The organism is Myxococcales bacterium, assembly GCA_016706225.1.
GTDB lineage: Bacteria > Myxococcota_A > Polyangia > Polyangiales > Polyangiaceae > JADJKB01.
In genome coordinates this window covers 89429-112525 of the sequence record JADJKB010000012.1, presented here as the reverse complement: position 1 = coordinate 112525, position 23097 = coordinate 89429, and the positions used below count along the sequence as shown (strand labels likewise).

The window sequence follows — 23097 nt, the reverse complement described above, 5'->3', positions numbered from 1 at the left end:
TCGAGAACGCTGGTGAGCTGTCCACGCACCGCGCCGACCGGGTACACTCTCTTCTCCCATGCGCTTCCTCCTCGCCGCGCTCCTCTTCTCCACCACGGCCTCCGCTGCCACGACCTCGGAGAACGCCGCCAAGTACCAAGCGCTGCGCGCGCGCCTGAGCACGGACTTCATCGTCGTCGGTGACGCCCCCGGCATGAGTCAGCCCGCCGACGAGCGCATCGAACCGCAAGGCATCATCCGCTGGTCGGACAGCAGCATCGGCCTGGGCTGTGTAGCTGCCCCCACTCGCCTCGCTGCGCTCGGCGGTCTCCCCCTTACGCGGCAGCGCGCGCCGGTTGAAGTTTTTCCAAGACCACCGGCGCCTTGCCGATGGCGCGCGCTGCGCGCGTGGGGGAGACGCGTCGCTCCGAGTCTGGATCGCCGTCGCGCTCGAAGGGAAGCGTCGCTCCGAGACTGGTGCGCCGTCGCTTCAGTTCCGGGCTCCAGGCGAATGCGAGTGATAGCCATGACAAGGGGCCATCTGGAGCACATGAACCGACACACCCGGTGCGAACGAAACGAGGCCGGTGAACTGCGTGAACGCAGCGGCGGGGATCAGTATCAACCCGCGAGAATGGTCTCGAGACCGACGCCCTTGTGCTGTGCCACCGACCGGAGGATCGCGTGCAACGTTCCGACACGAAGACTCTTGTGAGCCGGAATAGCGATACGTTGGTGCGAAGGCTGCTCGGTCTCTAGGATGAGGTGACTCCCGGCCTGATGCTTCAAGACGTACCCCCAACGCGTGGTGAGCATTTGCGCCAGCCGGCTGCCGCTGAGGTCACGGGGGAGCTTCAAGCCGTCGCCAGCAGTTCGTCACGAACGAGGTGGAGCCGGATATTGGCCGGCATCGGCTTGTCGAAAAAATAGCCGCGCACCGCGTCCCGCACGCTCTCGCGCAACCCATCCCACGAGTCGGCCTGCGTGAAGATGGGGTCGGTCAAGCATTCAGCAACGAACCCGCCGTCCGCTTCTTGCGTCACTTGGAACACCAACTCGTTCACTTCGAACAATGTAGCGAACGGATTGGTACTCGTCCAGCGCGACACTCATGCAGGCCGACCGCTGTCCTTGTTGGCCCTGCAGCAAATGCGCTCGTAGACCTTTCCCGTCTCGTAGGCACCGGGCACCGTCTGGCAGGTGAAGCCGGCTCCGACCTCGCGACAGTCGATGCTGTGGCCGACCTCGGACGCGGGTCATATGGTACGGTCAATCTCGAGCAGCACTTCGATGACATGGGGTTCCGGTGCTGCAAAGACCTGTGCCGACTGAACGCGACCTGGTACGAAAAGAAGTGAGCAGCTCCGTGCCGGCGCCTGCTCTTCCCGCCATGCGCTTCCTCCTCGCCGCGCTCCTCTTCTCCGCCACCGCCTCCGCCGCGACGACCGCCGAGAACGCCGCCAAGTACCAAGCGCTGCGCGCGCGCCTCGCCAGCGAGTTCATCGTCGTCGGTGACGCACCCGGCATGAGTCAGCCCGCGGACGAGCGCATCGAGCCCCAGGGCATCATCCGTTGGTCCGACAGCAGCATCGGCCTCGGCTGTGTAGCTGCCCCCACTCGCCTCGCTGCGCTCGGCGGTCTCCCCCTTACGCGGCAGCGCGCGCCGGTTGAAGTTTTTCCAAGACCACCGGCGCCTTGCCGATGGCGCGCGCCGCGCGCATGGGGGAGACACGTCGCTCCGAGACTGTCGAGTCCTCGCAACGGGAGTGCCGGGGCCGCTCCACGCTGGACGGCGCTCACTTCGATGACGGCGTCGTGAGCTTCCGCGCCGCTGGCTCCTGCCGGCACCGCGGCCGGGCTCTGCCCAAGTGGCGCACGAGTCGCGCCAGCCGCCATGCTCCCGCGAGTGCGCCGCGTGAAACCGACGCGCGCAAGGCGGGCTGCGAGGGATGGAGGCGGCTGTCACGACTCCTGCGCCGTGAGTGGGCAAAGCCCGGCCGCGGTGCCGGACAGGAGGTGCCATGTCTCGGAAGCTCACTCACTCGCACGTCATCGAAGCTCGGGCACGCGCCATGCGCTTCGCGCCAACGCCTGCGGAAGAGGCGCTGTGGCGGGAGCTCTCCGGCCAGAAGCTGGGCGCGGTCGTCCGTCGCCAGTACGTCATCGGCCGGTACATTGCGGACTTCGCCGTTCCTTCCGCGCGCCTCGTGATTGAAGTTGATGGTGCGTATCACGCGGCGCGGCGCGCGGCGGATGCGCGCCGGGACCGCGAGCTTGGTCGCCGCGGGTGGCGCGTGCTGCGGCTGCCGGCAGAGCTCGTGGCGCAAGACCTCGGGGAAGCCGTCGCGCGGGTGCGCGCGGCGCTCGGCGGGTGACGACGGGTAGCACTCCGCCGGGTGTCACGAAGCGCGTCGATCGCCACCCGCTCGCCGGCCGTTCGCCAGCATCGCCACGCGCATTGCCCCGCCTTCCTCGGTGGCACGCGGCTCGCCCAGGCGCGCGTGGCGTGCTGTTCTTCATCGAGCAGGACCGCACGGTGCTTGCCGACAAAAGCTTCCCGCTGAAGAACACCCGCTTCGAGCCCCACGCGCCCTCCGAAATCGCAAGATCCAAGTCCGCTTCGGCCGCTTGAACTTCGACCGCGCCATCGTGTACTTCAAAGGTGAGCGCATGGGCGAAGCGCGCCCCGGCAACTTCGTTGCCAATGACCGAAACCCCTCGTAAAAAAACCCTCGCGAACGCGCCGGCGCGTGACCAAGAAGGCGAGGTCCAGTCGTGGTCCGCGCTCACTTCCCTCTGGTTGAAGAGGCGTCTTCGGGAGAAAGTCTGGCCCTGCTGCCAAACCAGCGGGAAGTGCTCGAGACGCTGCGAGTCCATTTGGTTCCGGGCTCAAGTGCGGTCCAGGCGCGGTATGCGCTGGCACACCAGCGGTGTGTTCGCTGCCTGTGGCGCCTGCGACCACGGTGGTCTTCAGCGCTCTGCTCACGGGGCCGACCCCCTCGTCGACGCCGTCACGCCGTAGCCGAGCCGCGCCTTCTACCCAGGGCCGGCCGGCCGCGAACAGTGCACTTGCCGGGCGGCTACGCTGCTGCACGCGGCGGCCAGAACGAGAGCCGGGCGGGACGGCTCGGGGGATGCAGGTCACGAATGTCGCGCGCACACCGTGAGGGGAAAGAGCGCTTCTCTGGTGCGATGTTCGCCCAAGTTGACGGATGTCATTTTTTTCCTTGCTATCGAGCTTCACGAAGTGGGGCGAGGGGCACGAATCGGGCCCGTCAGCTTGTGCTGTCAGGTCGGGTCGAGCCGGATCCGAGGCGCTTCGATTGCTCGCCGTTTCGGCGATGCTTGGAGCAGCGTTATCTCGTCGTTGCGCTCGCCGTCGTGACGCGGGGCGGCTTGCGACCCGTTCGACGGTCGCTCGGCGCCGTACTATCATTCCCAAAGTCGACGGTGCATGAGAGTTCGGAGACCCTGTAATGAAACACATTTCTAGTTGCCTCGTCGCGCTATGGCTAGTGTCCGTCGCTGGCTGTTCGTCAGACTCTGCAGACAGCGGAAGCAAAGGCCAAACTGGCACTGGAACCGGCGGAACTGCCGGAGAAGGTAACGATGCTGGACAGGACGCGACCGGCGGAACACGCCCCGACTGCGCTCCGAACGTCTCGGGCGGATGCGTTGCGGAAATGTGTCGCCCGGAAGCAAACAACTGCGGGCATCCGTCCTCGATCTTGGATAGCAACGGCTGCTATCGTGCAAAGTGCTCGGCGCCGAGCGAATGTGCAGCCGGCGAGGAATGCCGAGAGGTGACGTACAGCCCGATCACCTGCGGCTACGGCCTGCCGCCGGACGACCAAGTTTGTTCCTGCGGAACGAACCTGAGCCTCATCACTGAGTCGATGTGTTTTCCGAAGTAGTTGCTGTCCAGACTGAAACCGGCGCGCGGACGTCCCCCGCGGCCGCGAGCTTCGGCGCAGCGGGTGGCGGTCGTGTAGCCGCCCGCGGAGCACGTGGTGAACGCTCTCGCGCGGGCCGCTGTGCCTGGTGAAAACCCCGTCCGTCGGGCGATCCTTGAACTTCACTTTAGCGGCGCTCTTGGACTGATCCACTCCACCGGGGGAAGATCACACCTGCTCGGTCCCGGCTCGAGCCGCTCTCCGTCGCGCGCTGGCGCTGCGCGCAAAGGTCGAGCTCGCCGTGAGCCTGGCCAGCCACTCCGTTCCGAGCGCAGCCTTGGCAGCGGTCATCGAGCAAGCGCTCGAACGCTACATCCCTCAGCACGGCTGTGCGGCGTCGAGCTTGGCGCCGAGCCACTCTTGCGTGCCGCCTTCGCGCTCTTGACTCCAGACGGACGTCGGAGCGCGTGAGGGCACAGGTCGCGCGTCCCGAGGCCAAGCTCGGCGTGCGCAAACTACCTCGTCGACCCATCCAAAACCTGGACACGCTCCACCGCGAGTGTGCGCCACGCGACCGCCCTGGGTTCAAACCGCTCGGTAGAACGCTGGTGAGCTGTCCAGGCACCGCGCCGACCAGGTACACTCTCTTCTCCAATGCGCTTCTTGCTCGCCGCGCTCCTCTTCACCACCACCACCACCGCCTCCGCTGCCACCACCGCCGAGAACGCCGCCAAGTAGGGCTGCCCCCACTCGCCTCGCTGCGCTCGGCGGTCTCCCCCCCACGCGGCAGCGCGCGCCGGTTGAAGTTTTTCCAAGACCACCGGCGCCTTGCCGATGGCGCGCGCCGCGCGCGTGGGGGAGACACCTCGTTCCGCGCTGGCGGGGCCTCGCTTCGATAACGGCGGCGTGAGCTTCCTCGCCGTACGCTCCTACCTGCGCCGCGGTCAGGCTCCGCCCAAGTGCCGCACAAGGCGCGTCAGGCACTGGGCCAAGCGAGTGCGCAGCAGCGGGCTCGACAACCGGCGACTCGCGGCGCAAGATCTGGTCATGTCCGCCGCCCGAGTCCGCGAAATCATCGCCAGTGCATCCGCGCTTTCCGAGGACGAACGGCGCGTTGTCGTCGACGCGATCGCTCCTCGGGAATCGATCGCGAAGCTCGCAGCAGATTGGGAAGTCGAAGTTGCCCGGCGCGCCGCGCGAGTGCGGTCCGGACAGTCGCACGGCAAGGCGGGTGACGAAGTCTTCGACCGGCTCGAGTCCAAGCTCAAGGCGCGATGACACTGCGGCTCATCATCGAGCCCGAGGCCGAAACCGAACTCGAAGAGGCGGCAGATCGCTACGAAGAGAGCGTTCCCGGCCTCGGCCTGGAGTTCCTTGAGGAAATGCGGCAACGCACACGCGACGTTCTGGACAATCCGCAGCGCTTTCCGCCATTCGGGGGCGTGGGAGGTGGGCAGTGCGCGCATGCCGTCGGCCGATTCCCACATCTGGTCGTGTACCTGCAGGTCGCCGACGCGGTTCACATTCTCGCGTACATGCACCCTCGGCAGCGCCCCGGTTACTGGGGCGACCGGGTGCCAACTCGATAGGGAAGCCGGCCGATTCGCCAATGCCGAAGGAGACTCGCCAGGAGGACCATGAGCCCGCGCTCGTGCGCCTTGAAGCTCATCCGCGCAACCGAGCGCGCGGCAAAAGTCCCCGGCGGGGGAGAACGCGCCCGCAGCCTGGTCCTGTGGGCCGTCGGACCGTTTCGCGTCCCCGAGTTCGCGCGCATGGGATAGTCCGGGATATGCGCTTCCTCCTCGCCGCGCTCCTCTTCTCCGCCACCGCCTCCGCCGCGACGACCGCCGAGAACGCCGCCAAGTACCAAGCGCTGCGCGCGCGCCTCGCCAGCGAGTTCATCGTCGTCGGTGACGCGCCCGGCAAGAGCCAACCCGCGGACGAGCGCATCGAGCCGCAGGGCATCATCCGATGGTCCGACAGCAGCATCGGCCTCGGTTGGTACATCGGCGCGCTGGCGACCGAGCACTACCTCCTCTCGCACCCCGCGCTCTATCCGGGAGCGCCGGGCACGCTGGCCACGACCGCCGACGAGCTCTACTTCGCGCTGCGAGCGATGGAACGCCTCGATCTGGTCGCGGACGCCTCGTTCCCGCCGCCGTGCAGCCAGGAGCCGAAGCTCAACGGCTTCTTCCTGCGCGACGACGTGCCGGACGGCTTCTACTCGAACTTCCCGCCGATGACCGCGATGACGTCGGACTTCATCGATTCCGCCATCACCAACAAGGAGATGAGCCAAGATCAGGTCTATCACGTGATCCTCGGGCTCGCGCTGGTGAAGGCGCTGGTGCCCAAACAGACCTTCGTGAAGGCGCGCGATCTGAACGCGTGGGCGGTCGAACAAGGCAAACGCATCCTCGAGCACGTGTCGGCTCACAACTGGGTGATCACCAACCCGGCGTGCGCCGATCGAAACGTCGCGCGCGGGCCGCTCGCCTCCGGTTTTTCCCACGGCACCCAGCTCACGGCGGGCTTCCTCTCCGATGGTGCGTTCCTGCCACCAGTCGAGGAGGCGCTGGCTGGGATCTGGGAGCTGTCGAAACAAAGCACCGCGCCGCAGTACATCGATGAGGACAACCTCCACATGGCCATGGCCATCGCCGCCGTTGGCAACGGCTGGGGCAGTGAGACGGCCGAGGTGCTCGCCGAGCTGTCGAAAAAAGAAGACTGGCCCGCCTACCCCCTCGCGCATCGAGTGCTCCACGACCTCGACGCGGGCTGGTGCACGGTCGGCTCGCAGGTCAATCAGCGCGCGCGGCAGATGCTCGATGAGCTCCCGGCAGGCGCCGAGCCGAAGTCTCCGCTGCCCGGCGGGCCGGCTGTCCACGGCTTCACGGTCTGGAACCGCTTCATCCGCGGCAAGAGCCAGCACTACGTCGGCTCGCCCAACAGCGAGGGCATTCGCTACAACGGGGTCGACTACCTTCTCCTCCACAACCTCTACGCCATCGCCACGCCGGCCACCTGGGAGGGAGGCGGCGGCCAAGGCATTCCAAAGTGCCCAGCGCCAGGCAGTGACGCAGGACCCGACGCAGGCACGAGCACCCCGGCCTCCAGCGATGACGCCGGCTGCAGCTGCGAGCTACCGCGCTCCCGCGGCACCGAGGGATGGGCGCTCGCCGGCTTGTTGGCCGGGAGCCTCGGGCTGCGGCGGGCGCGAAGGCGCCTTCGCCCCTGAACGCCCGGGGTCGAGGGGCGTGCTCTCGAAACCCCCTCAGCCCCGCGGCCCAACCATCCGAATCCACTTCTGAATTTATGAGCAGTGGAAGCGGCCTGGGCGCGGTACGAAATGTGCTTGACACCCCCCAGGGCTGGCGCTACCACGCGCCGGTCGTCCACGGGTCCTCACCCGTCCGCCATTGGTGTCGCTAAAGCAGCGCCGCCGGTGGCGTCGGTGGGGCGTCCTATCTCGCACACGAACACGGTCTTGCCCAGCGAAACCGTGAACGGTGCAGTCGCCTCTCAAAACAGGAGTCACTGCCGGTCGGTCAGAGTCGTTACGAGTCATCGCTAGAGCGCACAACGCTGGCGTAGCTCAACCGGTAGAGCACCTGTTTTGTAAACAGGCGGTTAGGGGTTCGAGTCCCCTCGCTAGCTCGAAAGCAAAGAGAACAGATCGAATCGTAGTCAGAAACTTGCGGAGGGTTGCCCGAGTGGCCAAAGGGAGCGGGCTGTAAACCCGCCGGCGTACGCCTACAGTGGTTCGAATCCAATACCCTCCACTCCGAAGACGACAGAACACGAAGGTTAAGAGGAGAACGAACGCGGGAGTAGCTCAGTTGGTAGAGCGTCAGCCTTCCAAGCTGAATGTCGAGGGTTCGAATCCCTTCTCCCGCTCCCAAATTCCGACAGAGCTCAATCGGCCCACATAGCTCAGATGGTAGAGCGCGTCCTTGGTAAGGACGAGGTCAGCAGTTCAATCCTGCTTGTGGGCTCGAAGGCAAAAGACCCTCTGAAATTGCAGCAAAGAAGAAGGTAGTGAAGCGATGGCCAAGGAGAAATTCGTACGTTCGAAGCCCCATGTGAACGTGGGCACGATTGGTCACATCGACCACGGCAAGACGACGCTGACGGCGGCTCTGGTGAAGGTGCAGAGCAAGAAGAATCTCGCGAAGGAGATCAAGTACGCCGACATCGCGAAGGGCGGAATCGTCCGTGACGACACGAAGACGGTGACCATCGCGGTCTCGCACGTGGAGTACGAGACGGCGACCCGGCACTACGCGCACGTCGATTGCCCCGGTCACGCCGACTACATCAAGAACATGATCACCGGCGCAGCGCAGATGGACGGCGCTATTCTGGTGGTGAGCGCGCTGGACAGCGTGATGCCGCAGACTCGTGAGCACGTGCTGCTCGCGCGACAGGTCGGGCTGAACGACATCGTGGTGTTCTTGAACAAGTGCGACGCGGTGGAAGACCCGGAGATGCTCGAGCTGGTCGAGATGGAAGTCCGGGAGCTCCTGGCCAAGTACAAGTTCAAGGGGGACGACGCGAAGATCGTGCGCGGCGCCGCGCTGCCCGCGCTGCAAGGCGATGCGAAGTGGGAAGCGACGATCGACGAGCTGCTCGCCGCGCTGGACTCGGAGATCCCGCAGCCCCAGCGCGAGGTGGACAAGCCCTTCCTGATGGCGGTCGAGGACGTGTTCTCGATCAAGGGCCGTGGAACGGTGGCGACGGGCCGCATCGAGCGCGGCAAGGTCCACATCAACGACGAGGTCGAGGTGATCGGCTTCGAGCGCGACAAGAAGACGGTCGTGACGGGCGTCGAGATGTTCCGCAAGCAGATGGACGAGGGTCAGGCTGGCGACAACGTGGGCTGCCTGCTCCGCGGCATCGACAAGGACATGATCGAGCGCGGTCAGATCATCGCAGCACCGGGTAGCATCAAGCCGCACAAGAAGTTCATGGGCGAGGTGTACGTGCTGAAGAAGGAGGAGGGTGGCCGCCACACTCCGTTCTTCACCAACTACAAACCGCAGTTCTACATCCGGACGACCGACGTCACGGGGAGCGTGAAGCTGCCCGACGGCATCAAGATGGTGATGCCGGGTGACAACGTGACGGTGGAAGTGGAGCTCATCACCAACGTGGCGCTGGAGGAGCAAATGCGCTTCGCCATCCGTGAGGGCGGCAAGACCGTCGGCGCGGGCGTCGTCACCAAGATCATCGAGTAACGAGAGGAGAGTGGCTGCGAACGAAAAGGCCGACCAACCTGGACGGCTCCGTATTGCCCTCGCTTGCGAGGTCTGCGGCGAACGCAACTACAAGACGACAATCGCGCGCCGCGACGGCTCGCAGCCACTCCAGCTCAAGAAGTTCTGCAAGACCTGCGAAAAGCACACGCTGCACAAGGAGAGTAAGTGAGAAAAACCCTGGGAAATTCGACAAAAGCTGTCGATTTCACGGGAACAACAGGGGTTTAGCTCAGTTGGTAGAGCAGCGGATTCCAAATCCGCAGGTCGTGGGTTCGAGTCCCTCAGCCCCTGCAACGTTGAGCGCCGGGTGCACCGGGTTCGACACAAGAAGCACTCGGCGACCGGAAAAACTTTCCGACCAGTCCGGCCCGATCGGGCAACACGGACGCAGAAGAGATCGAAGATGGCACGCAAGGACGAAGACAGAGACGACGAGCTGAACGAGGACGACGAGTCCACGGGCGGCGACGCGTCCGACGGCGAGCGCGAAGCCGACGACGCTTCGGAGTCCTCCGCGCATGACGACGCTCCGGAGTCCTCCGAGGAAGCCGACGACTCGGTCGACGATTCAGAGGACTCCGCTTCGGAGAGCGAGTCCGGCGCGGCCGACGAGAGCGACGACTCCGCCGCGGCTCACGAGCGTGAGCGAAGGGCGAACCTGCGCAACGACCTGGCCGAGGAAGCCAAGACCCTTGCCCACGAGTCGGAGCTAGAGGCCGCGGAGCAGCTGGGTAGCTCGGCGCGCTACGTGCACGCCGCGTTCTTCGTGGCCGGCATCCTCGTCGCTTTCGTCTCGTCGAAGATCATCATCGCGAGCTGGGGTGCGTTGGCCGATTGGCCCGCAGCAACCCGCGCGGTTCCGCAGCTGATGCGCTTCGCCGAAGACGAGCGAGGCAGCTACGCCCTGGGCGCTGGTGCGCTGATTGGCGTCTTGACGATTGTGCAGGTTTACCGCCGGGATCAAGTACGGCGCTGGGCCGACGAGGTAGCTCTCGAGCTCACCAAGGTGACGTGGCCCAACCGCGAGTCGGTGACCAACGGAACCATCGTCGTGATCGTCGCGAGCATGATTGCAACGGTCTACGTGGCGTTGCTCGACCGCTTCTGGTCATTTCTCACTCACCTGGTGTACGGCGCATGACTGAGCCCGAAACGAACGGAATGGTTGCTTCTGCGGCGGAGACTCCGAGCGAGGAGAGCTCTTCGGCCAAGAAGTGGTACGTCGTCACCACCTATTCTGGTTACGAGAACAAGGTGAAGACTGCGCTGCAGGAGCGCATTCGCCAGTTCAAGCTGGAAGAGAAGTTCGGCGAGATCTTGATCCCGTCCGAGACGGTGACCGCGCAGGCCAAGGACGGCAAACAGCGCGTCAAGACCAAGACCAGCTTCCCCGGCTACGTGTTCGTCGAGATGGAGATGAGCGAGCACGCCTGGCACATCGTCAAGGACACGCCCAAGGTCACCGGTTTCATCGGCAACCAGCGTCCCCAAGAGGTGAAGCCCCCGCACATCGAGGATCTCCGCAAGGGCATCGTCGAGGGCGCGGTCAAGCCGAAGGCCCGGCACCAGTTCCAGGAGGGCGACGAGGTGCGCGTGGTAGTCGGCGCCTTCGCCAACTTCTCGGGCACCGTTCAGGAAGTGAAGCCCGACAAACAGAAGCTCAAGGTCATGGTCAGCATCTTCGGACGCCCCACGCCCGTCGAGCTCGACTTCGCTCACGTAGAGAAGAGATGAGTTGACGGACGGGACGCCTGTTGCTCCCAAGAAGACTTGCGCTGGGCCTCCGAGACCTCGCGCCGAATCGCAAACGAACTAGCTCAAAGGCACGCAGATGGCAGCCGCAAAGAAAAAGATCAGTGCGTTCATCAAACTCCAGCTTCCGGCGGGCAAGGCCAATCCTTCGCCTCCGGTCGGCCCCGCGCTCGGCCAGCACGGTGTCAACATCATGGGGTTCTGCAAGGACTTCAACAGCAAGTCCGCGCCGCTCGGTGAGACCATCATCCCGGTCGTCATCACCGTCTACGCCGATCGTTCCTACTCCTTCGTGATGAAGTCGCCGCCGGCGAGCGTGCTGGTCAAGAAGGCCTGCGGCCTGCCGAGCTCGAAGAAGCCGGGCTCCGGCTCGAAAGAGCCGAACAAGGTCAAGGTCGGCTCGCTCACCTGGGCGCAGGTCACCGAGATCGCGAAATCCAAGATCCAGGACATGAACACCACCGACCTCGAAGCCGCGACTCGCAGCATCGCAGGCACGGCTCGCAGCATGGGTGTGGACGTCAGCCGCTAAGCGGCTGGCAACCAACAAACGTACTGGAACGGAGGCTCGGGCCTTCTGCCTCGAGTACCCCGCTCTCCAGGAGTCGAAAGACGAACAAACAATGGCAACCAAAGACAGCAAGAAGAGAACCAAAGCGGTGGCGGTGTTCGACCGCGACAAGCGCTTCACGGTCGAGCAGGCCGCGGAGCTCGTCAAACAGACTGCGTACGCGAAGTTCGACGAGAGCGTCGACATCGCCGTGCGTCTGGGCGTGAACCCGAAGCATGCCGATCAAATGGTGCGTGGGGCCATCATGCTCCCGAACGGCACGGGCAAGAGCGTGCGCGTGCTCGTGTTCGCTCGTGGTGACAAGGAAAAAGAAGCCACGGCGGCGGGGGCGGATTTCGCCGGCGCCGACGAGCTGGTGGCCAAGGTCACCGAGGGTTTCATGGACTTCGACCGCGTGATCGCCACTCCGGACATGATGGGCGCAGTCGGCAAGCTCGGCCGCGTGCTCGGTCCGCGCGGCTTGATGCCGAACCCGAAGGTCGGAACGGTGACCATGGACGTCACCAACGCCGTCAAGGACGCCAAGGCCGGCAAGGTCGAATACCGCGTCGACAAGGCCGGGGTGGTCCACTGCCGCGTCGGTCGTGCGTCGTTCGAGGCGGCGAAGCTCGCCGAGAACACTCACGCGCTGATCCGAGAGCTGAACAACAAGCGTCCTTCGACGGCCAAGGGTGTCTACCTCCGGAGCATCACGCTCTCGAGCACGATGGGACCCGGCGTGCGCGTCGACCCGGGCACGCTGGTCTCCAAGGAAGAGGAGCACTGAGATGCATCGCACCGAAAAAGAGGCGGCGGTCCAGGTCCTCAAGGCCCGCTTCGAGAAGATGACCTCTGCCGTCTTCCTCGACTTCACCGGCATGAAGGTCGAGGACGTAACCAAACTTCGCGACGCGTTCCGCGCCAAAGGCGTGGAGTACAAAGTCGTCAAGAACACCCTGGTCAAGCAGGCTCTCGCGGGAGAAGCCTGGGTCGGTGGGCTCGCCAAGGCCCTGAAGGGCATGACGGGCGTCGCGTGGAGCTACGAAGAACCCAACGCCGCCGCCAAGGTGGTCAAGGAGTTCAAGCGCGAGAACGACAAGCTCCAGGTCAAGGCCGGCGTGCTCGAAGGACAGGTTCTCGACGCCACGAGCGTGGAGAACACCCTGGCGAACATGCCCGGCAAGGACGAGGCGCGCGCGATGTTGCTCGCACAGATGATCGCCCCCGCACAGCGCTTCGTGATGCTGCTCAACGCTCCGGCCCGTGAAATGGTCGGTGTCTTGGCGGCAAAACAGCGCAAGGACGAGGGCTGACCCACGACCCACCGTTCGAAGGGCAAACGCGCTTGGCGGTGGGCCGCAGATTTCACGGAAAAGACGCACCGAACCAATTAACCAAGAACAGATTCCGGCGCCGCGACACACTCGTTTCGGGGCCTTGATGGAGCAAGAAAATGGCTGAGATTACTCGAGAGCAGATCGTCGATTACCTTTCCAACCTCCCGGTCATCCAGATCGCGGAGCTCGTGAAGGAGCTCGAGACCAAGTGGGGCGTGTCCGCTGCACCGGTCGCGGTTGCGGGCGTGGGCGGAGGCGGCGCTCAGGCCGCAGCGGTCGAGGAGAAGACGGAGTTCGACGTCATCCTCGCCGACGCAGGTCCGAGCAAGATCAACGTCATCAAGATCGTCCGCGAGATCACGGGCCTGGGCCTCAAAGAGGCGAAGGACCTGGTCGAAGGCGCGCCGAAGCCCGTCAAGGAGGGCATTGGCAAGGACGAGACGGCCGACATCAAGAAGAAGCTCGAAGAAGCTGGCGCAAAGGTCGAGGTCAAGTGAGGTCCTCGGGGCGGAGGGGCCATGGCGCGCGCCATGGCTCCAACGTCCCGGCCCAATCCAACTTGACCCCGCATCGACTTCGTCAGTCTCGCCCGCGCGTGGCCACCACGTGAAAGCCGTGGTGCGCCGCTGCGCTGGCGTTTTGTCGTCTTGGTCTTCGCTCTGCGAAGGCCGACCGCCCGCTCCACCAGTTTCGCTTTGGGCCCCTGGCCCCTTTTGGTCCCGGTTTGAAGGACCCGCGTCGCCCCGCGACGCTCTCTCGTGACTCCAGCAGAGGAACTACCGAATGGCATCCAAAGTCCAGTCGAACTTCCGGCATCGTAAGAACCTCGGTCAGATCGACTCCGTGGTCGAGATTCCGAACCTGATCGACATCCAGAAGTCCAGCTACGACAAGTTCCTCCAGTCCGAGGTCGGTCCGCGCGATCGGCGGGAAATCGGTCTCGAAGAGGTCTTCCGTAGTGTGTTCCCCATCAAGGATTTCGATGGGACCAGCGAGCTCGTGTACGTCTCGTACAACCTCGAGAAGCCGAAGTACGACGTCGACGAGTGCCGCCAACGCGGCATGACGTTCGCCGCGCCCATCAAGGTGACGACCCAGTTGATGGTCTACGACACTCGCGAGGGTGGCGAGCGCATCGTGCGCGACATCAAGGAGCAAGAGGTCTACTTCGGCGAGATCCCGCTGATGACCGAGACGGGCACCTTCATCATCAACGGCACCGAACGCGTCGTCGTCAGCCAGCTCCACCGCAGCCCCGGCGTGTTCTTCGATCACGACAAGGGCAAGACCCACTCCAGCGGCAAGCTGCTCTATTCCGCTCGCGTCATTCCCTACTCGGGCTCGTGGCTCGACTTCGAGTTCGACCACAAGGACATCATCTACGTGCGCATCGACCGCCGTCGGAAGATGCACGCGACGGTGCTCCTGCGCGCCCTGGGCTACAGCTCTCAGGATCTGCTCAACTACTTCTACAACACCGAGACGGTGTACATGGAGAAGGGCGGCAAGTTCGCCAAGAGCATCGAGTTCGATCTGCTCCCGGGCCAGCGTTCGACGCGCGACATCAAGGTCGGCTCCGAGGTGGTGGTGCGCAAGAACACCAAGTTCACCCGCGCCGCGATCAAGAAGCTGAGAGAGTCGAAGATTGACCGGCTGCCGCTCGAGATCGTCGAGCTGGTGGGCAAGGTCAGTGCTCAGGACGTGATCGACAAGGAGACCGGAGAGGTCCTGCTCGAGTGCAACGAGGAGGTCACCGAGGTGACCCTCGAGCGTCTGCGCGAGGCCAGCATCGACCAGTTCAAGGTGCTGTTCATCGACGGGCTCAACGTCGGTCCCTACCTGCGCGACACGCTGATCGCCGACAAGGTGAAGACCACCGAGGACGCGATCATGGAGATCTACCGGCGCCTGCGCCCGGGTGATCCGCCCACGCTCGAGACGGCCAAACAGCTGTTCAACAACCTGTTCTTCAACCCCGAGCGCTACGACCTCTCGGCGGTCGGCCGGCTGAAGCTCAACTACAAGTTCTACCGCGATCTACCCGAGGATCAGAAGCCGGGTCTGGATCAGACCATCCTGTCCCCGCAGGACATCCTCGAGACGGTGCGTCACCTGATCGAGCTCAAGAACGGCCGTGGTTCGGTGGACGACATCGACCACCTCGGCAACCGCCGCGTGCGCGCGGTCGGAGAGCTGATGGAGAACCAGTACCGCATCGGTCTGGTTCGCATGGAGCGCGCCATCAAGGAGCGCATGAGTGTGTCGCAAGAGATCGACACTCTGATGCCGCACGACCTGATCAACGCCAAGCCGGTCGGTGCCGTCGTCAAGGAGTACTTCGGAAGCTCGCAGCTCTCGCAGTTCATGGACCAGACCAACCCGCTCAGCGAGGTCACTCACAAACGCCGCCTCTCGGCCCTGGGGCCCGGCGGTCTGACGCGGGAGCGCGCCGGCTTCGAGGTGCGCGACGTGCACGCCACCCACTACGGCCGTATCTGCCCGATCGAGACGCCTGAAGGTCCGAACATCGGACTCATCGCCTCGCTGTCGACGTTCGCCCGCGTGAACGAGTACGGCTTCGTCGAGACGCCTTACCGCCGCGTCGAACAGGGCCGCACCACTCCCGACGTGCACTGGTTCAGCGCCCTCGAGGAAGAGCAGAAGTACATCGCTCAGGCCACGGCGGACATCGACGACAAGAGCAAGTTCAAGGGCCCGCTGGTCAGCGCTCGTTTCAACGGCGAGTTCCGCATGGCCACTCCGGACCAGATCGAGCTGCAGGACGTCGCGCCGAACCAGATGGTCAGCGTGGCGGCGGCGCTCGTGCCGTTCTTGGAGCACGACGACGCAAACCGCGCACTCATGGGCGCCAACATGCAGCGCCAGGCCGTGCCGCTGGTCCGCACCGAAGCACCGCTGGTCGGCACTGGAATGGAGAGCCGCGTGGCCATCGATTCCGGCGTCTGTGTCATCGCCAGGCGCGACGGTGTGGTCGAGGGCGTCGACGCCGAGCGCATCGTCGTTCGCGCCACGGGCGACCACGGCGACGAGGTACCGGACATCTACCAGATGACCAAGTACCAGCGCTCGAACCAGAGCACCTGTTACAACCAGAAGCCCATCATCCGTCCGGGTGAGGTGGTCAAGGCCGGTGACGTGCTCGCGGATGGCGCAGCCACGGACATGGGTGAGCTCGCGCTTGGGCAGAACGTGCTCGTCGCGTTCATGCCCTGGCAGGGTTACAACTTCGAGGACTCGATCCTGCTGTCCGAGAAGCTGGTCCGCGAGGACATCTACACCTCGGTCCACATCGAGGAGTTCGAGTGTGTCGCCCGCGACACCAAGCTCGGAAAAGAAGAGATCACCAAAGACATTCCGAACGTCGGTGAAGAGGCCCTCAAGGATCTCGACGACGCCGGCGTGGTGCGCATCGGCGCCGAGGTGAAGCCGGGCGACATCCTGGTGGGCAAGATCACTCCCAAGGGTGAGAGCCAGCTCTCGCCTGAAGAGAAGCTGCTCCGGGCGATCTTCGGCGAGAAGGCCGGCGACGTGCGCGACAGCTCACTGAAGGTGCCGCCGGGCGTCAGTGGCATCGTGATCAACGCGCGGATCTTCAGCCGCAAGGGCACCGACAAGGACGAACGCGCCAAGGCCATCGAAGACCAGGAGCGCGCCAAGCTCGAGCGAAACCGCGACGAGGAAGTGAAGATCTTCCGCGACAGCTACTTCCGCAAGATCCGCCGGGTTCTTTCCGGCAAGGTCACCACCGGCAAGGTCGTCGACGACAAGGGCAAGGTGCTCTTGGCCAAGGGCGCCGAGCTCAACGACGAGGCGCTCGACGGCGTGCCGCGCAAATACTGGGGCGAGATTCCCCTGGAAACCGGCGCGGACCAGGTTGGGCAGCTGCTCGTCGGCCTCGAGGACATGGTTCGGGCGCGCGAGGAGCACTTCCGCGAGAAGATCGAGCGCCTCTCGCGGGGCGACGAGCTGCCGCCCGGCGTGATCAAGATGGTGAAGGTCTACGTCGCCATCAAGCGCAAGATCCAGGTCGGCGACAAGATGGCAGGCCGCCACGGCAACAAGGGTGTCGTCAGCCGCGTGCTTCCGGAGGAGGACATGCCGTACCTCGCCGATGGCACCACGGTGGACATCGTTCTGAACCCGCTCGGTGTGCCAAGCCGCATGAACGTCGGCCAGATCCTCGAGACGCATCTCGGCTGGGCAGGACGCCAGCTCGGACGCCAGCTCAACGAGATGGTCGAGCAGAAGTTCAGCCCGGACAAGGTCAAACAAAAGCTGGCCGACGTCTACGCGGGCGACGAGAAGTTCGTGAAGGTCATCAAGTCGCTTTCGGGTGAAGAGGCCTACGATCTCGCGAGGAAGTTGAAGCTCGGTGTGCTGTTCGGCTCACCGGTGTTCGACGGCGCGCGCGAGTCGCAAATCAAGGAAGCACTCGCGCTCGCGGAGTTGCCGTCGAGCGGTCAGGCGATTCTGTTCGACGGTCGCGGTGGCGACCCGTTCGAGCAGGATGTGACGGTGGGCATCATGTACATGCTGAAGCTCCACCACCTGGTCGACGACAAGATCCACGCTCGGTCCATCGGGCCGTACTCCCTGGTCACGCAGCAGCCGCTGGGTGGCAAGGCGCAGTTCGGCGGACAGCGCTTGGGTGAAATGGAAGTTTGGGCCATGGAGGCGTACGGCGCCGCCTACGCCCTGCAGGAGTTCTTGACCGTGAAGAGCGACGACGTGCAGGGCAGAACCCGCATGTACGAGTCGATCGTCAAGGGTGAGTACGCGCTGGAAGCCGGGCTACCGGAGAGCTTCAACGTGCTCATCAAAGAGCTGCAATCGCTGTGCTTGAACGTGGAATTGGTCGAGGGTCCAGCGACTACGCTGGGCGCTGCGGCCGCGGAAGAGTGATGAGGGAGACCAACCATGCGTGACATCTTTTCGTTTTTCGAGAAGCCCAAGGATCCCCTCTCGTTCTCCGCGATGCGAATCTCGCTCGCGAGCCCAGAGAAGATCCGTGAGTGGTCCCACGGCGAAGTAAAAAAGCCGGAGACCATCAACTACCGAACCTTCAAGCCGGAGCGGGACGGCCTGTTCTGCGCCAAGATCTTTGGTCCGGTGAAGGACTACGAGTGCATCTGCGGCAAGTACAAGCGCATGAAGCACCGCGGCATCGTGTGCGAGAAGTGCGGCGTCGAGGTGATCCAGAGCAAGGTCCGGCGTGAGCGCCTCGGCCACATCAGCCTGGCGACTCCCGTTGCCCACATCTGGTTCTTGAAGAGCCTGCCCAGCCGCATCGGCAACATCCTCGACATCACCCTCAAGGATCTCGAGAAGGTTCTCTACTGCGAGGCCTACATGGTCATCGATCCGAAGGAGACCGGCCTGTCGGCGGGTGAGCTCCTGACCGAGGATCGGTACACCCAGCTGCTCGACGAGTACGGGGACGACAAGTTCTCGGCCGGCATGGGCGGCGAGGCGGTGCTCGAGATGCTGAAGCGCGTCGACGTGCACGGCCTCTCGGAGGTGCTCCGCCACGACATGCGCACCAGCACCAGCGACGCAAAGCGGAAGAAGTTCGCCAAGCGCCTCAAGGTGGTCGAGGCCTTCCGTGGGTCCGGCAACCGTCCGGAGTGGATGATGCTCACGGTCATCCCGGTGCTGCCGCCGGATCTGCGTCCGCTCGTGCCGCTCGATGGCGGGCGTTTCGCCACCAGCGATCTCAACGACCTCTACCGTCGTGTGATCAACCGCAACAACCGCCTGAAGCGCCTGCTCGAGCTCAACGCTCCGGAGATCATCATCCGGAACGAGCGCCGCATGCTGCAAGAGGCCGTCGACGCACTGTTCGACAACGGCCGTCGTGGCAAGACCATCACGGGTCCGAACAAGCGCCCGCTCAAGAGCCTCTCCGACATGCTCAAGGGCAAACAGGGCCGGTTCCGTCAGAACCTGCTCGGCAAGCGCGTCGACTACTCGGGCCGCTCGGTCATCGTGGTCGGCCCGGCGCTGAAGCTGCACCAGTGCGGTCTGCCGAAGAAGATGGCGCTCGAGCTGTTCAAGCCGTTCATCTACAACAAGCTCGAAGAGCGCGGCTACGTCAACACCATCAAGAGCGCCAAGAAGATGGTCGAGAAGGAGCGTCCCGAGGTCTGGGACATCCTCGAAGAGGTCATCACCGAGCATCCGGTGATGCTGAACCGTGCCCCGACCTTGCACCGTCTAGGCATCCAGGCGTTCGAGCCGGTCTTGATCGAGGGCAAGGCCATTCAGCTCCACCCGCTGGTCTGCGCGGCCTTCAACGCCGACTTCGACGGTGACCAGATGGCGGTGCACGTCCCGCTCAGCATCGAGGCGCAGATGGAAGCGCGCGTGCTGATGATGAGCACCAACAACATCCTGTCGCCGGCCAACGGTCGCCCGATCATCAACCCGACGCAGGACATCGTGCTCGGGCTCTACTACGCGACCCGCATGCGCCGGTTCGCACCAGGCTGCTTCCGCGACGGCTCCTTCAAGTTCGACGAGAAGAAGGGCGAGGTCTCGGGCTACCTGCGTGGTGTGTTCTCGTCACCCGGCGAGGTTCGCATGGCCTACGACAACGGCGTCGTCGACCTGCACGCGGACATTCGCGTTCGCGTGACCGACCGCGACGAGGAGGGCCAGCTGCGTACACGCTTGCTCGAGAGCACCGTGGGTCGAGTGCTCATCAGCGAGATCCTGCCGGAGAGCATCCCGTTCGACTACGCGAACAAGGTGCTCAACAAGAAGGCACTGTCGGCGCTGATCGACGTCTGTTACCGCAAACACCGCAACAAGGAGACCGTGCTCCTGGCGGACCGGTTGCGCACACTGGGCTTCAGCTTCGCGACCCTGGGCGGCGTGTCCATCTGTATGGACGACATGATCATTCCGCCGAAGAAGAAGGTGCTCATCGACGAGGCTCAGGCCGAGCTCGAGAAGGTCGTCGACCAGTATCAGGAAGGTCTGATCACCGACGGCGAGCGCTACAACAAGGTCGTCGACATCTGGGCGGGTGTCGCTGACCGCGTCACCGAGGAGATGATGAACGTGATCGGTCGCGAGATCGTGACCGATCCGGAGACGGGCGAGAAGGTCGAGGAGGCCAGCTTCAACCCGGTCTACATCATGGCGGACTCCGGCGCGCGTGGCTCGACGCAGCAAATGCGGCAGCTGGCCGCCATGCGTGGCCTCATGGCCAAGCCGTCTGGCGAGATCATCGAGACGCCGATCACCGCGAACTTCCGCGAGGGCCTCAGCGTGCTGCAGTACTTCGTCAGTACGCACGGCGCGCGTAAGGGCTTGGCGGACACCGCGCTCAAGACCGCGAACTCCGGTTACCTGACCCGTCGTCTCGTCGATGTGGCGCAGGACGCCGTCGTCGCGGAGTTCGACTGCGGCACACTCGACGGCATCCGCGTCACCAAGCTCGAGGAAGCCGGCGAGGTCATCCAACCGCTCGGCGACCGCATCCTGGGTCGTGTGATGCTGGAGGACGTCGTCGATCCGCTGACCGGCGAGGTGCTGGTCGAGAACAACACCGAGCTCGACGAGGCGCTCGTCCGCAAGATCGAGGACGCCGGCATCGAGGAGGTCGTCATTCGCTCGGTGCTCACCTGCCAGACCCGACGTGGTGTGTGCGGCATGTGCTACGGCCGCGACCTGGCGCGCGGCTACCGCGTGAACATGGGTGAGGCCATCGGCATCATCGCGGCGCAGAGCATCGGCGAGCCCGGTACTCAGCTCACGATGCGTACCTTCCACATCGGTGGCGCGGCGGCCCGCGGCAAGATCGAGCAGAGCTCGCTCGAGACGCGGACCGAGGGCACCCTTCGCCTGCGGAACACGCTGCTGGCCAGCAAACAGGACGGCACTATCGCGGTGATGAACCGCCACGGTGAGCTCGTGATCATGGACGACACGGGCCGTGAGCGTGAGCACCACCGGCTGGTGTACGGCGCCATCCTCAAACACCGCGAGGGGGACCGGGTCGCGGCCGGCACCATCGTGGCGGAGTGGGATCCCTTTGCCAGCCCGATCCTCACCGAGGTCGGCGGCATCGTGAAGTTCGGCGACCTGGTCGAGGGTGTGACCGTGATCGAAAAGGTCGACGAGGTCACCGGCCTGTCGCGCAAGATCGTGATCGAGAGCCGCGCCGCGGATCTGCGACCGCGCATCACCATCACCGATCCCCAGACCGGAGAGGCGATGAAGCTGCCGAACTCGGAGCTCGACGCGCGATATCTGCTGCCCGTTGGTGCCAACATCGTGGCGCTGGAGGGCGAGGAGATCCATCCCGGCGAGGCCATTGCCAAGATCCCCCGTGACACGACCAAGGTGCAGGACATCACCGGCGGTCTGCCTCGTGTTGCCGAGCTGTTCGAGGCGCGCAAACCCAAAGATCACGCCATCATCAGCGAGATCGACGGCGAGGTTTCGTTCGGCAAGGACACCAAGGGCAAGCGCAAGATCCTCATCACGCCCTACGGCGCGGATGGTGCGCAGCTGCCCGATCAGGCACGCGAGTACCTGATCCCGAAGGGCAAACACATCCAGGTGCAGCCGGGCGACCGCGTACGCGCGGGTGATCCACTGCAGGACGGCCCGGCCAACCCGCACGACATCTTGAAGGTGAAGGGCGAAAAAGAGCTCGCAGCGTGGCTCGTCAACGAAATCCAGCAGGTTTACCGGCTGCAAGGCGTCGGCATCAACGACAAGCACATCGAGGTGATCGTGCGTCAGATGCTGCGTCGTGTTCGGATCAAGGAGGTGGGTGACACCAACTTCCTGGTCGATGAGCAGGTCGAGAAGTACCTGTTCGAGCGCGAGAACACCCGCGTGATGGAGCGCGGTGGTCAGCCGGCAGTCGCCGAGGCCATGTTGCTCGGCATCACCAAGGCGTCCCTCTCGACGGAGAGCTTCATCAGCGCCTCGTCGTTCCAGGAGACGACCAAGGTGCTCACCGAGGCGGCCATCTGTGGCAAGACCGACGATCTCCGCGGCATCAAGGAGAACGTGATCATGGGTCGCCTGATCCCGGCGGGCACCGGCCTGCCGCCGTACAAACGCTTGAACCTGGTCGTTGATGACCAGGGCGAGCGTTACGCGCCGATTCCGATTCAGCGCGCCACTCCCGCGGAGATTGCCGCGGCGGTCGGCGAAGACTGACCGGGAGCCATTCGGCAAGCGGAGTGAGGCGTTCGATCCACGGGTCGGGCGCCTCGCCTGCTTTGTGTGTTCGGGTCAGCGCCGCGGCGCGTGCCCTGCAACGTGGGCTCCGCGCTCAGCGTGTGCTCCGCCCGTTGCGCGCGCCGGACGTCATTACGCGGTGAGGTCGTCGCGCGTCTTTCAGCCGGTAGTAACTGAAACGGCCGCCGACGCGGTTGGCGTCGTCGGCTCGTTTTGTGCCGATTTCCGCAGGATTCAGTCGCTCGCGGAGTCCGCCGCGGCGTCGCCTGGTGCTGCGTCGGGGTCCGGTCCTGCGTCGGACGGGTTGTCGAGCGCCGTGCAGTACTCGCCGGTGTCGCACGCGGCCCCACAGAAGGTGCAATACTGGCACTTCTCCATCGCGAGGTACAGGGCCTTGCCAGTGGGGTGAACTGCAGCGCACTCGCTCACACAGGCTGCGGCGTCCGTGCTGAACTCGGGCGGGCAGGCCCCGACACCGCCGTCAGCCTCACCGTCGATGACGCAGTCCCACAGTGCAGAACACTCCGCGTCGTCCAAGCAGGCCTGGATTTCGGTGTCGCAAGCGCAGCCAGCACGGTCGTCGTTCTGGCAGACGTCGCATGCGTCCGTCGAATTGGGATCGGGAGCGGGCTTGCATCCGCCACCGCCGCCGGTGCCGCCGCCGCCGGTGCCGCCGCCACCGGTGCCGCCGGTAGTTGAGGTGCCGCCTGTGCCGCCGTCCTTACCGCCGGTGCTGGTACTGCCGCCGCCACCGCCGCCGTCGCTGCTGCTACAGCCACTCGCAAGTGCAGTTCCAACCAAGAGGGTCGTTCCAAGAGCGAAGAGCCCACGCCAAGTTGATCGCATGCAGCAGAGATTACACGAAGCCCATGCAGCGGCGGGCCACTGAAATCTCACGACGATGAGCGCACCTGCGTCCACACGGCGGTGGCGCCGCTCGCAGGAGCTTCACGACCAAGGCTTGGGCGACGGGCCCGGCCGCGGCCGGGCCGCGCCTCCTTGTGCATGGGCGATCCCGGCACGATTTAGGCTGTTTGGGATCACATCAAAAATAGTGGTTGCAGGTACGTAGATGTAGGTGTTAGTTACACACGCACGTACCGATT

Annotated in this window: 18 protein-coding genes and 5 tRNA genes; 20 read left to right on the top strand and 3 right to left on the bottom strand. The window is 64.5% G+C overall.

The window, feature by feature from the left end; translation table 11 throughout:
* Positions 1-600: 600 nt before the first annotated feature.
* Positions 601-837: a type II toxin-antitoxin system HicA family toxin gene (locus IPI67_20250; protein ID MBK7582515.1), complete on the bottom strand. Its 237-nt coding sequence runs from the start codon at positions 835-837 to the stop codon at positions 601-603.
* The gene (locus tag IPI67_20245) at positions 834-1043 is read right to left on the bottom strand and encodes a 2-phospho-L-lactate guanylyltransferase (protein ID MBK7582514.1); all 210 of its coding nucleotides are present in this window, start codon (positions 1041-1043) and stop codon (positions 834-836) included. The genes IPI67_20250 and IPI67_20245 overlap by 4 nt, the downstream gene beginning before the upstream one ends.
* Before the next feature lie 326 nt (positions 1044-1369).
* Here IPI67_20245 and IPI67_20240 point away from each other — a divergent pair, with 326 nt between their 5' ends.
* The 20 genes from IPI67_20240 (at position 1370) to rpoC (ending at position 21970) form a co-directional block, all read left to right on the top strand.
* Positions 1370-1798 (top strand): hypothetical protein, encoded by a 429-nt coding sequence (locus IPI67_20240; protein ID MBK7582513.1) that lies wholly within the window; start codon positions 1370-1372, stop codon positions 1796-1798.
* Positions 1799-2000: 202 nt separating this feature from the next.
* Positions 2001-2354 (top strand): DUF559 domain-containing protein, encoded by a 354-nt coding sequence (locus IPI67_20235; protein ID MBK7582512.1) that lies wholly within the window; start codon positions 2001-2003, stop codon positions 2352-2354.
* A gap of 2424 nt (positions 2355-4778) precedes the next feature.
* On the top strand, positions 4779-5150 hold the full coding sequence (locus IPI67_20230) for a hypothetical protein (GenBank protein MBK7582511.1): 372 nt from the start codon (positions 4779-4781) through the stop codon (positions 5148-5150).
* A complete protein-coding gene (locus IPI67_20225) occupies positions 5147-5461 on the top strand; it encodes a type II toxin-antitoxin system RelE/ParE family toxin (protein ID MBK7582510.1) in 315 nt (104 codons plus the stop codon). Before IPI67_20230 ends, IPI67_20225 begins: the two co-directional genes overlap by 4 nt.
* A gap of 200 nt (positions 5462-5661) precedes the next feature.
* Positions 5662-7110, top strand: a complete 1449-nt coding sequence (locus tag IPI67_20220; protein ID MBK7582509.1) for a hypothetical protein — start codon at positions 5662-5664, stop codon at positions 7108-7110.
* 346 nt (positions 7111-7456) lie between these two features.
* Positions 7457-7529 (top strand) — tRNA-Thr (locus IPI67_20215).
* 42 nt (positions 7530-7571) lie between these two features.
* Positions 7572-7654: transfer RNA gene (locus IPI67_20210), tRNA-Tyr, on the top strand.
* Positions 7655-7696: 42 nt separating this feature from the next.
* Positions 7697-7769, top strand: a tRNA-Gly gene (locus IPI67_20205).
* 25 nt (positions 7770-7794) lie between these two features.
* A tRNA-Thr gene (locus IPI67_20200) sits at positions 7795-7867 on the top strand.
* Positions 7868-7918: 51 nt separating this feature from the next.
* Positions 7919-9109 (top strand): elongation factor Tu, encoded by a 1191-nt coding sequence (gene tuf / locus IPI67_20195; protein MBK7582508.1) that lies wholly within the window; start codon positions 7919-7921, stop codon positions 9107-9109.
* Between the two features lie 10 nt (positions 9110-9119).
* Complete coding sequence (rpmG, locus tag IPI67_20190; GenBank protein MBK7582507.1) at positions 9120-9299, top strand: 50S ribosomal protein L33; 180 nt, start codon at positions 9120-9122, stop codon at positions 9297-9299.
* Between the two features lie 49 nt (positions 9300-9348).
* Positions 9349-9421: transfer RNA gene (locus IPI67_20185), tRNA-Trp, on the top strand.
* A 112-nt stretch (positions 9422-9533) separates the two neighbouring features.
* Positions 9534-10271 carry a preprotein translocase subunit SecE gene (secE, locus tag IPI67_20180; GenBank protein MBK7582506.1) on the top strand — a complete coding sequence of 246 codons (738 nt, stop codon included), beginning with the start codon at positions 9534-9536 and terminating at the stop codon, positions 10269-10271.
* 20 nt (positions 10272-10291) lie between these two features.
* Positions 10292-10864, top strand: coding sequence for a transcription termination/antitermination protein NusG (nusG, locus tag IPI67_20175; GenBank protein MBK7582505.1), 573 nt, complete (start codon positions 10292-10294; stop codon positions 10862-10864).
* Between the two features lie 97 nt (positions 10865-10961).
* Positions 10962-11414: a 50S ribosomal protein L11 gene (rplK, locus tag IPI67_20170; protein ID MBK7582504.1), complete on the top strand. Its 453-nt coding sequence runs from the start codon at positions 10962-10964 to the stop codon at positions 11412-11414.
* A 91-nt stretch (positions 11415-11505) separates the two neighbouring features.
* Complete coding sequence (locus IPI67_20165; protein ID MBK7582503.1) at positions 11506-12219, top strand: 50S ribosomal protein L1; 714 nt, start codon at positions 11506-11508, stop codon at positions 12217-12219.
* Between the two features lies 1 nt (position 12220).
* Positions 12221-12745: a 50S ribosomal protein L10 gene (locus IPI67_20160; GenBank protein MBK7582502.1), complete on the top strand. Its 525-nt coding sequence runs from the start codon at positions 12221-12223 to the stop codon at positions 12743-12745.
* Between the two features lie 140 nt (positions 12746-12885).
* Complete coding sequence (gene rplL, locus IPI67_20155; protein ID MBK7582501.1) at positions 12886-13266, top strand: 50S ribosomal protein L7/L12; 381 nt, start codon at positions 12886-12888, stop codon at positions 13264-13266.
* 286 nt (positions 13267-13552) lie between these two features.
* Positions 13553-17692: a DNA-directed RNA polymerase subunit beta gene (gene rpoB / locus IPI67_20150; protein ID MBK7582500.1), complete on the top strand. Its 4140-nt coding sequence runs from the start codon at positions 13553-13555 to the stop codon at positions 17690-17692.
* Between the two features lie 15 nt (positions 17693-17707).
* Positions 17708-21970 carry a DNA-directed RNA polymerase subunit beta' gene (gene rpoC, locus IPI67_20145; protein ID MBK7582499.1) on the top strand — a complete coding sequence of 1421 codons (4263 nt, stop codon included), beginning with the start codon at positions 17708-17710 and terminating at the stop codon, positions 21968-21970.
* 255 nt (positions 21971-22225) lie between these two features.
* Here rpoC and IPI67_20140 read toward each other — a convergent pair whose 3' ends face one another.
* On the bottom strand, positions 22226-22837 hold the full coding sequence (locus tag IPI67_20140; GenBank protein ID MBK7582498.1) for a hypothetical protein: 612 nt from the start codon (positions 22835-22837) through the stop codon (positions 22226-22228).
* Between the last annotated feature and the right edge of the window lie 260 nt (positions 22838-23097).

What these genes read in the sequence shown, in the direction of transcription:
- IPI67_20240 (MBK7582513.1), top strand. Translation starts at nt 1,370, where the DNA reads ATGCGCTTCCTCCTCGCCGCGCTCCTCTTCTCCGCCACCGCCTCCGCC.
- IPI67_20235 (MBK7582512.1), top strand. Translation starts at nt 2,001, where the DNA reads ATGTCTCGGAAGCTCACTCACTCGCACGTCATCGAAGCTCGGGCACGC.
- IPI67_20225 (MBK7582510.1), top strand. Translation starts at nt 5,147, where the DNA reads ATGACACTGCGGCTCATCATCGAGCCCGAGGCCGAAACCGAACTCGAA.
- IPI67_20220 (MBK7582509.1), top strand. Translation starts at nt 5,662, where the DNA reads ATGCGCTTCCTCCTCGCCGCGCTCCTCTTCTCCGCCACCGCCTCCGCC.
- tuf (MBK7582508.1), top strand. Translation starts at nt 7,919, where the DNA reads ATGGCCAAGGAGAAATTCGTACGTTCGAAGCCCCATGTGAACGTGGGC.
- secE (MBK7582506.1), top strand. Translation starts at nt 9,534, where the DNA reads ATGGCACGCAAGGACGAAGACAGAGACGACGAGCTGAACGAGGACGAC.
- nusG (MBK7582505.1), top strand. Translation starts at nt 10,292, where the DNA reads ATGGTTGCTTCTGCGGCGGAGACTCCGAGCGAGGAGAGCTCTTCGGCC.
- rplK (MBK7582504.1), top strand. Translation starts at nt 10,962, where the DNA reads ATGGCAGCCGCAAAGAAAAAGATCAGTGCGTTCATCAAACTCCAGCTT.
- IPI67_20165 (MBK7582503.1), top strand. Translation starts at nt 11,506, where the DNA reads ATGGCAACCAAAGACAGCAAGAAGAGAACCAAAGCGGTGGCGGTGTTC.
- IPI67_20160 (MBK7582502.1), top strand. Translation starts at nt 12,221, where the DNA reads ATGCATCGCACCGAAAAAGAGGCGGCGGTCCAGGTCCTCAAGGCCCGC.
- rplL (MBK7582501.1), top strand. Translation starts at nt 12,886, where the DNA reads ATGGCTGAGATTACTCGAGAGCAGATCGTCGATTACCTTTCCAACCTC.
- rpoB (MBK7582500.1), top strand. Translation starts at nt 13,553, where the DNA reads ATGGCATCCAAAGTCCAGTCGAACTTCCGGCATCGTAAGAACCTCGGT.
- rpoC (MBK7582499.1), top strand. Translation starts at nt 17,708, where the DNA reads ATGCGTGACATCTTTTCGTTTTTCGAGAAGCCCAAGGATCCCCTCTCG.
- IPI67_20140 (MBK7582498.1), bottom strand. Translation starts at nt 22,837, where the DNA reads ATGCGATCAACTTGGCGTGGGCTCTTCGCTCTTGGAACGACCCTCTTG.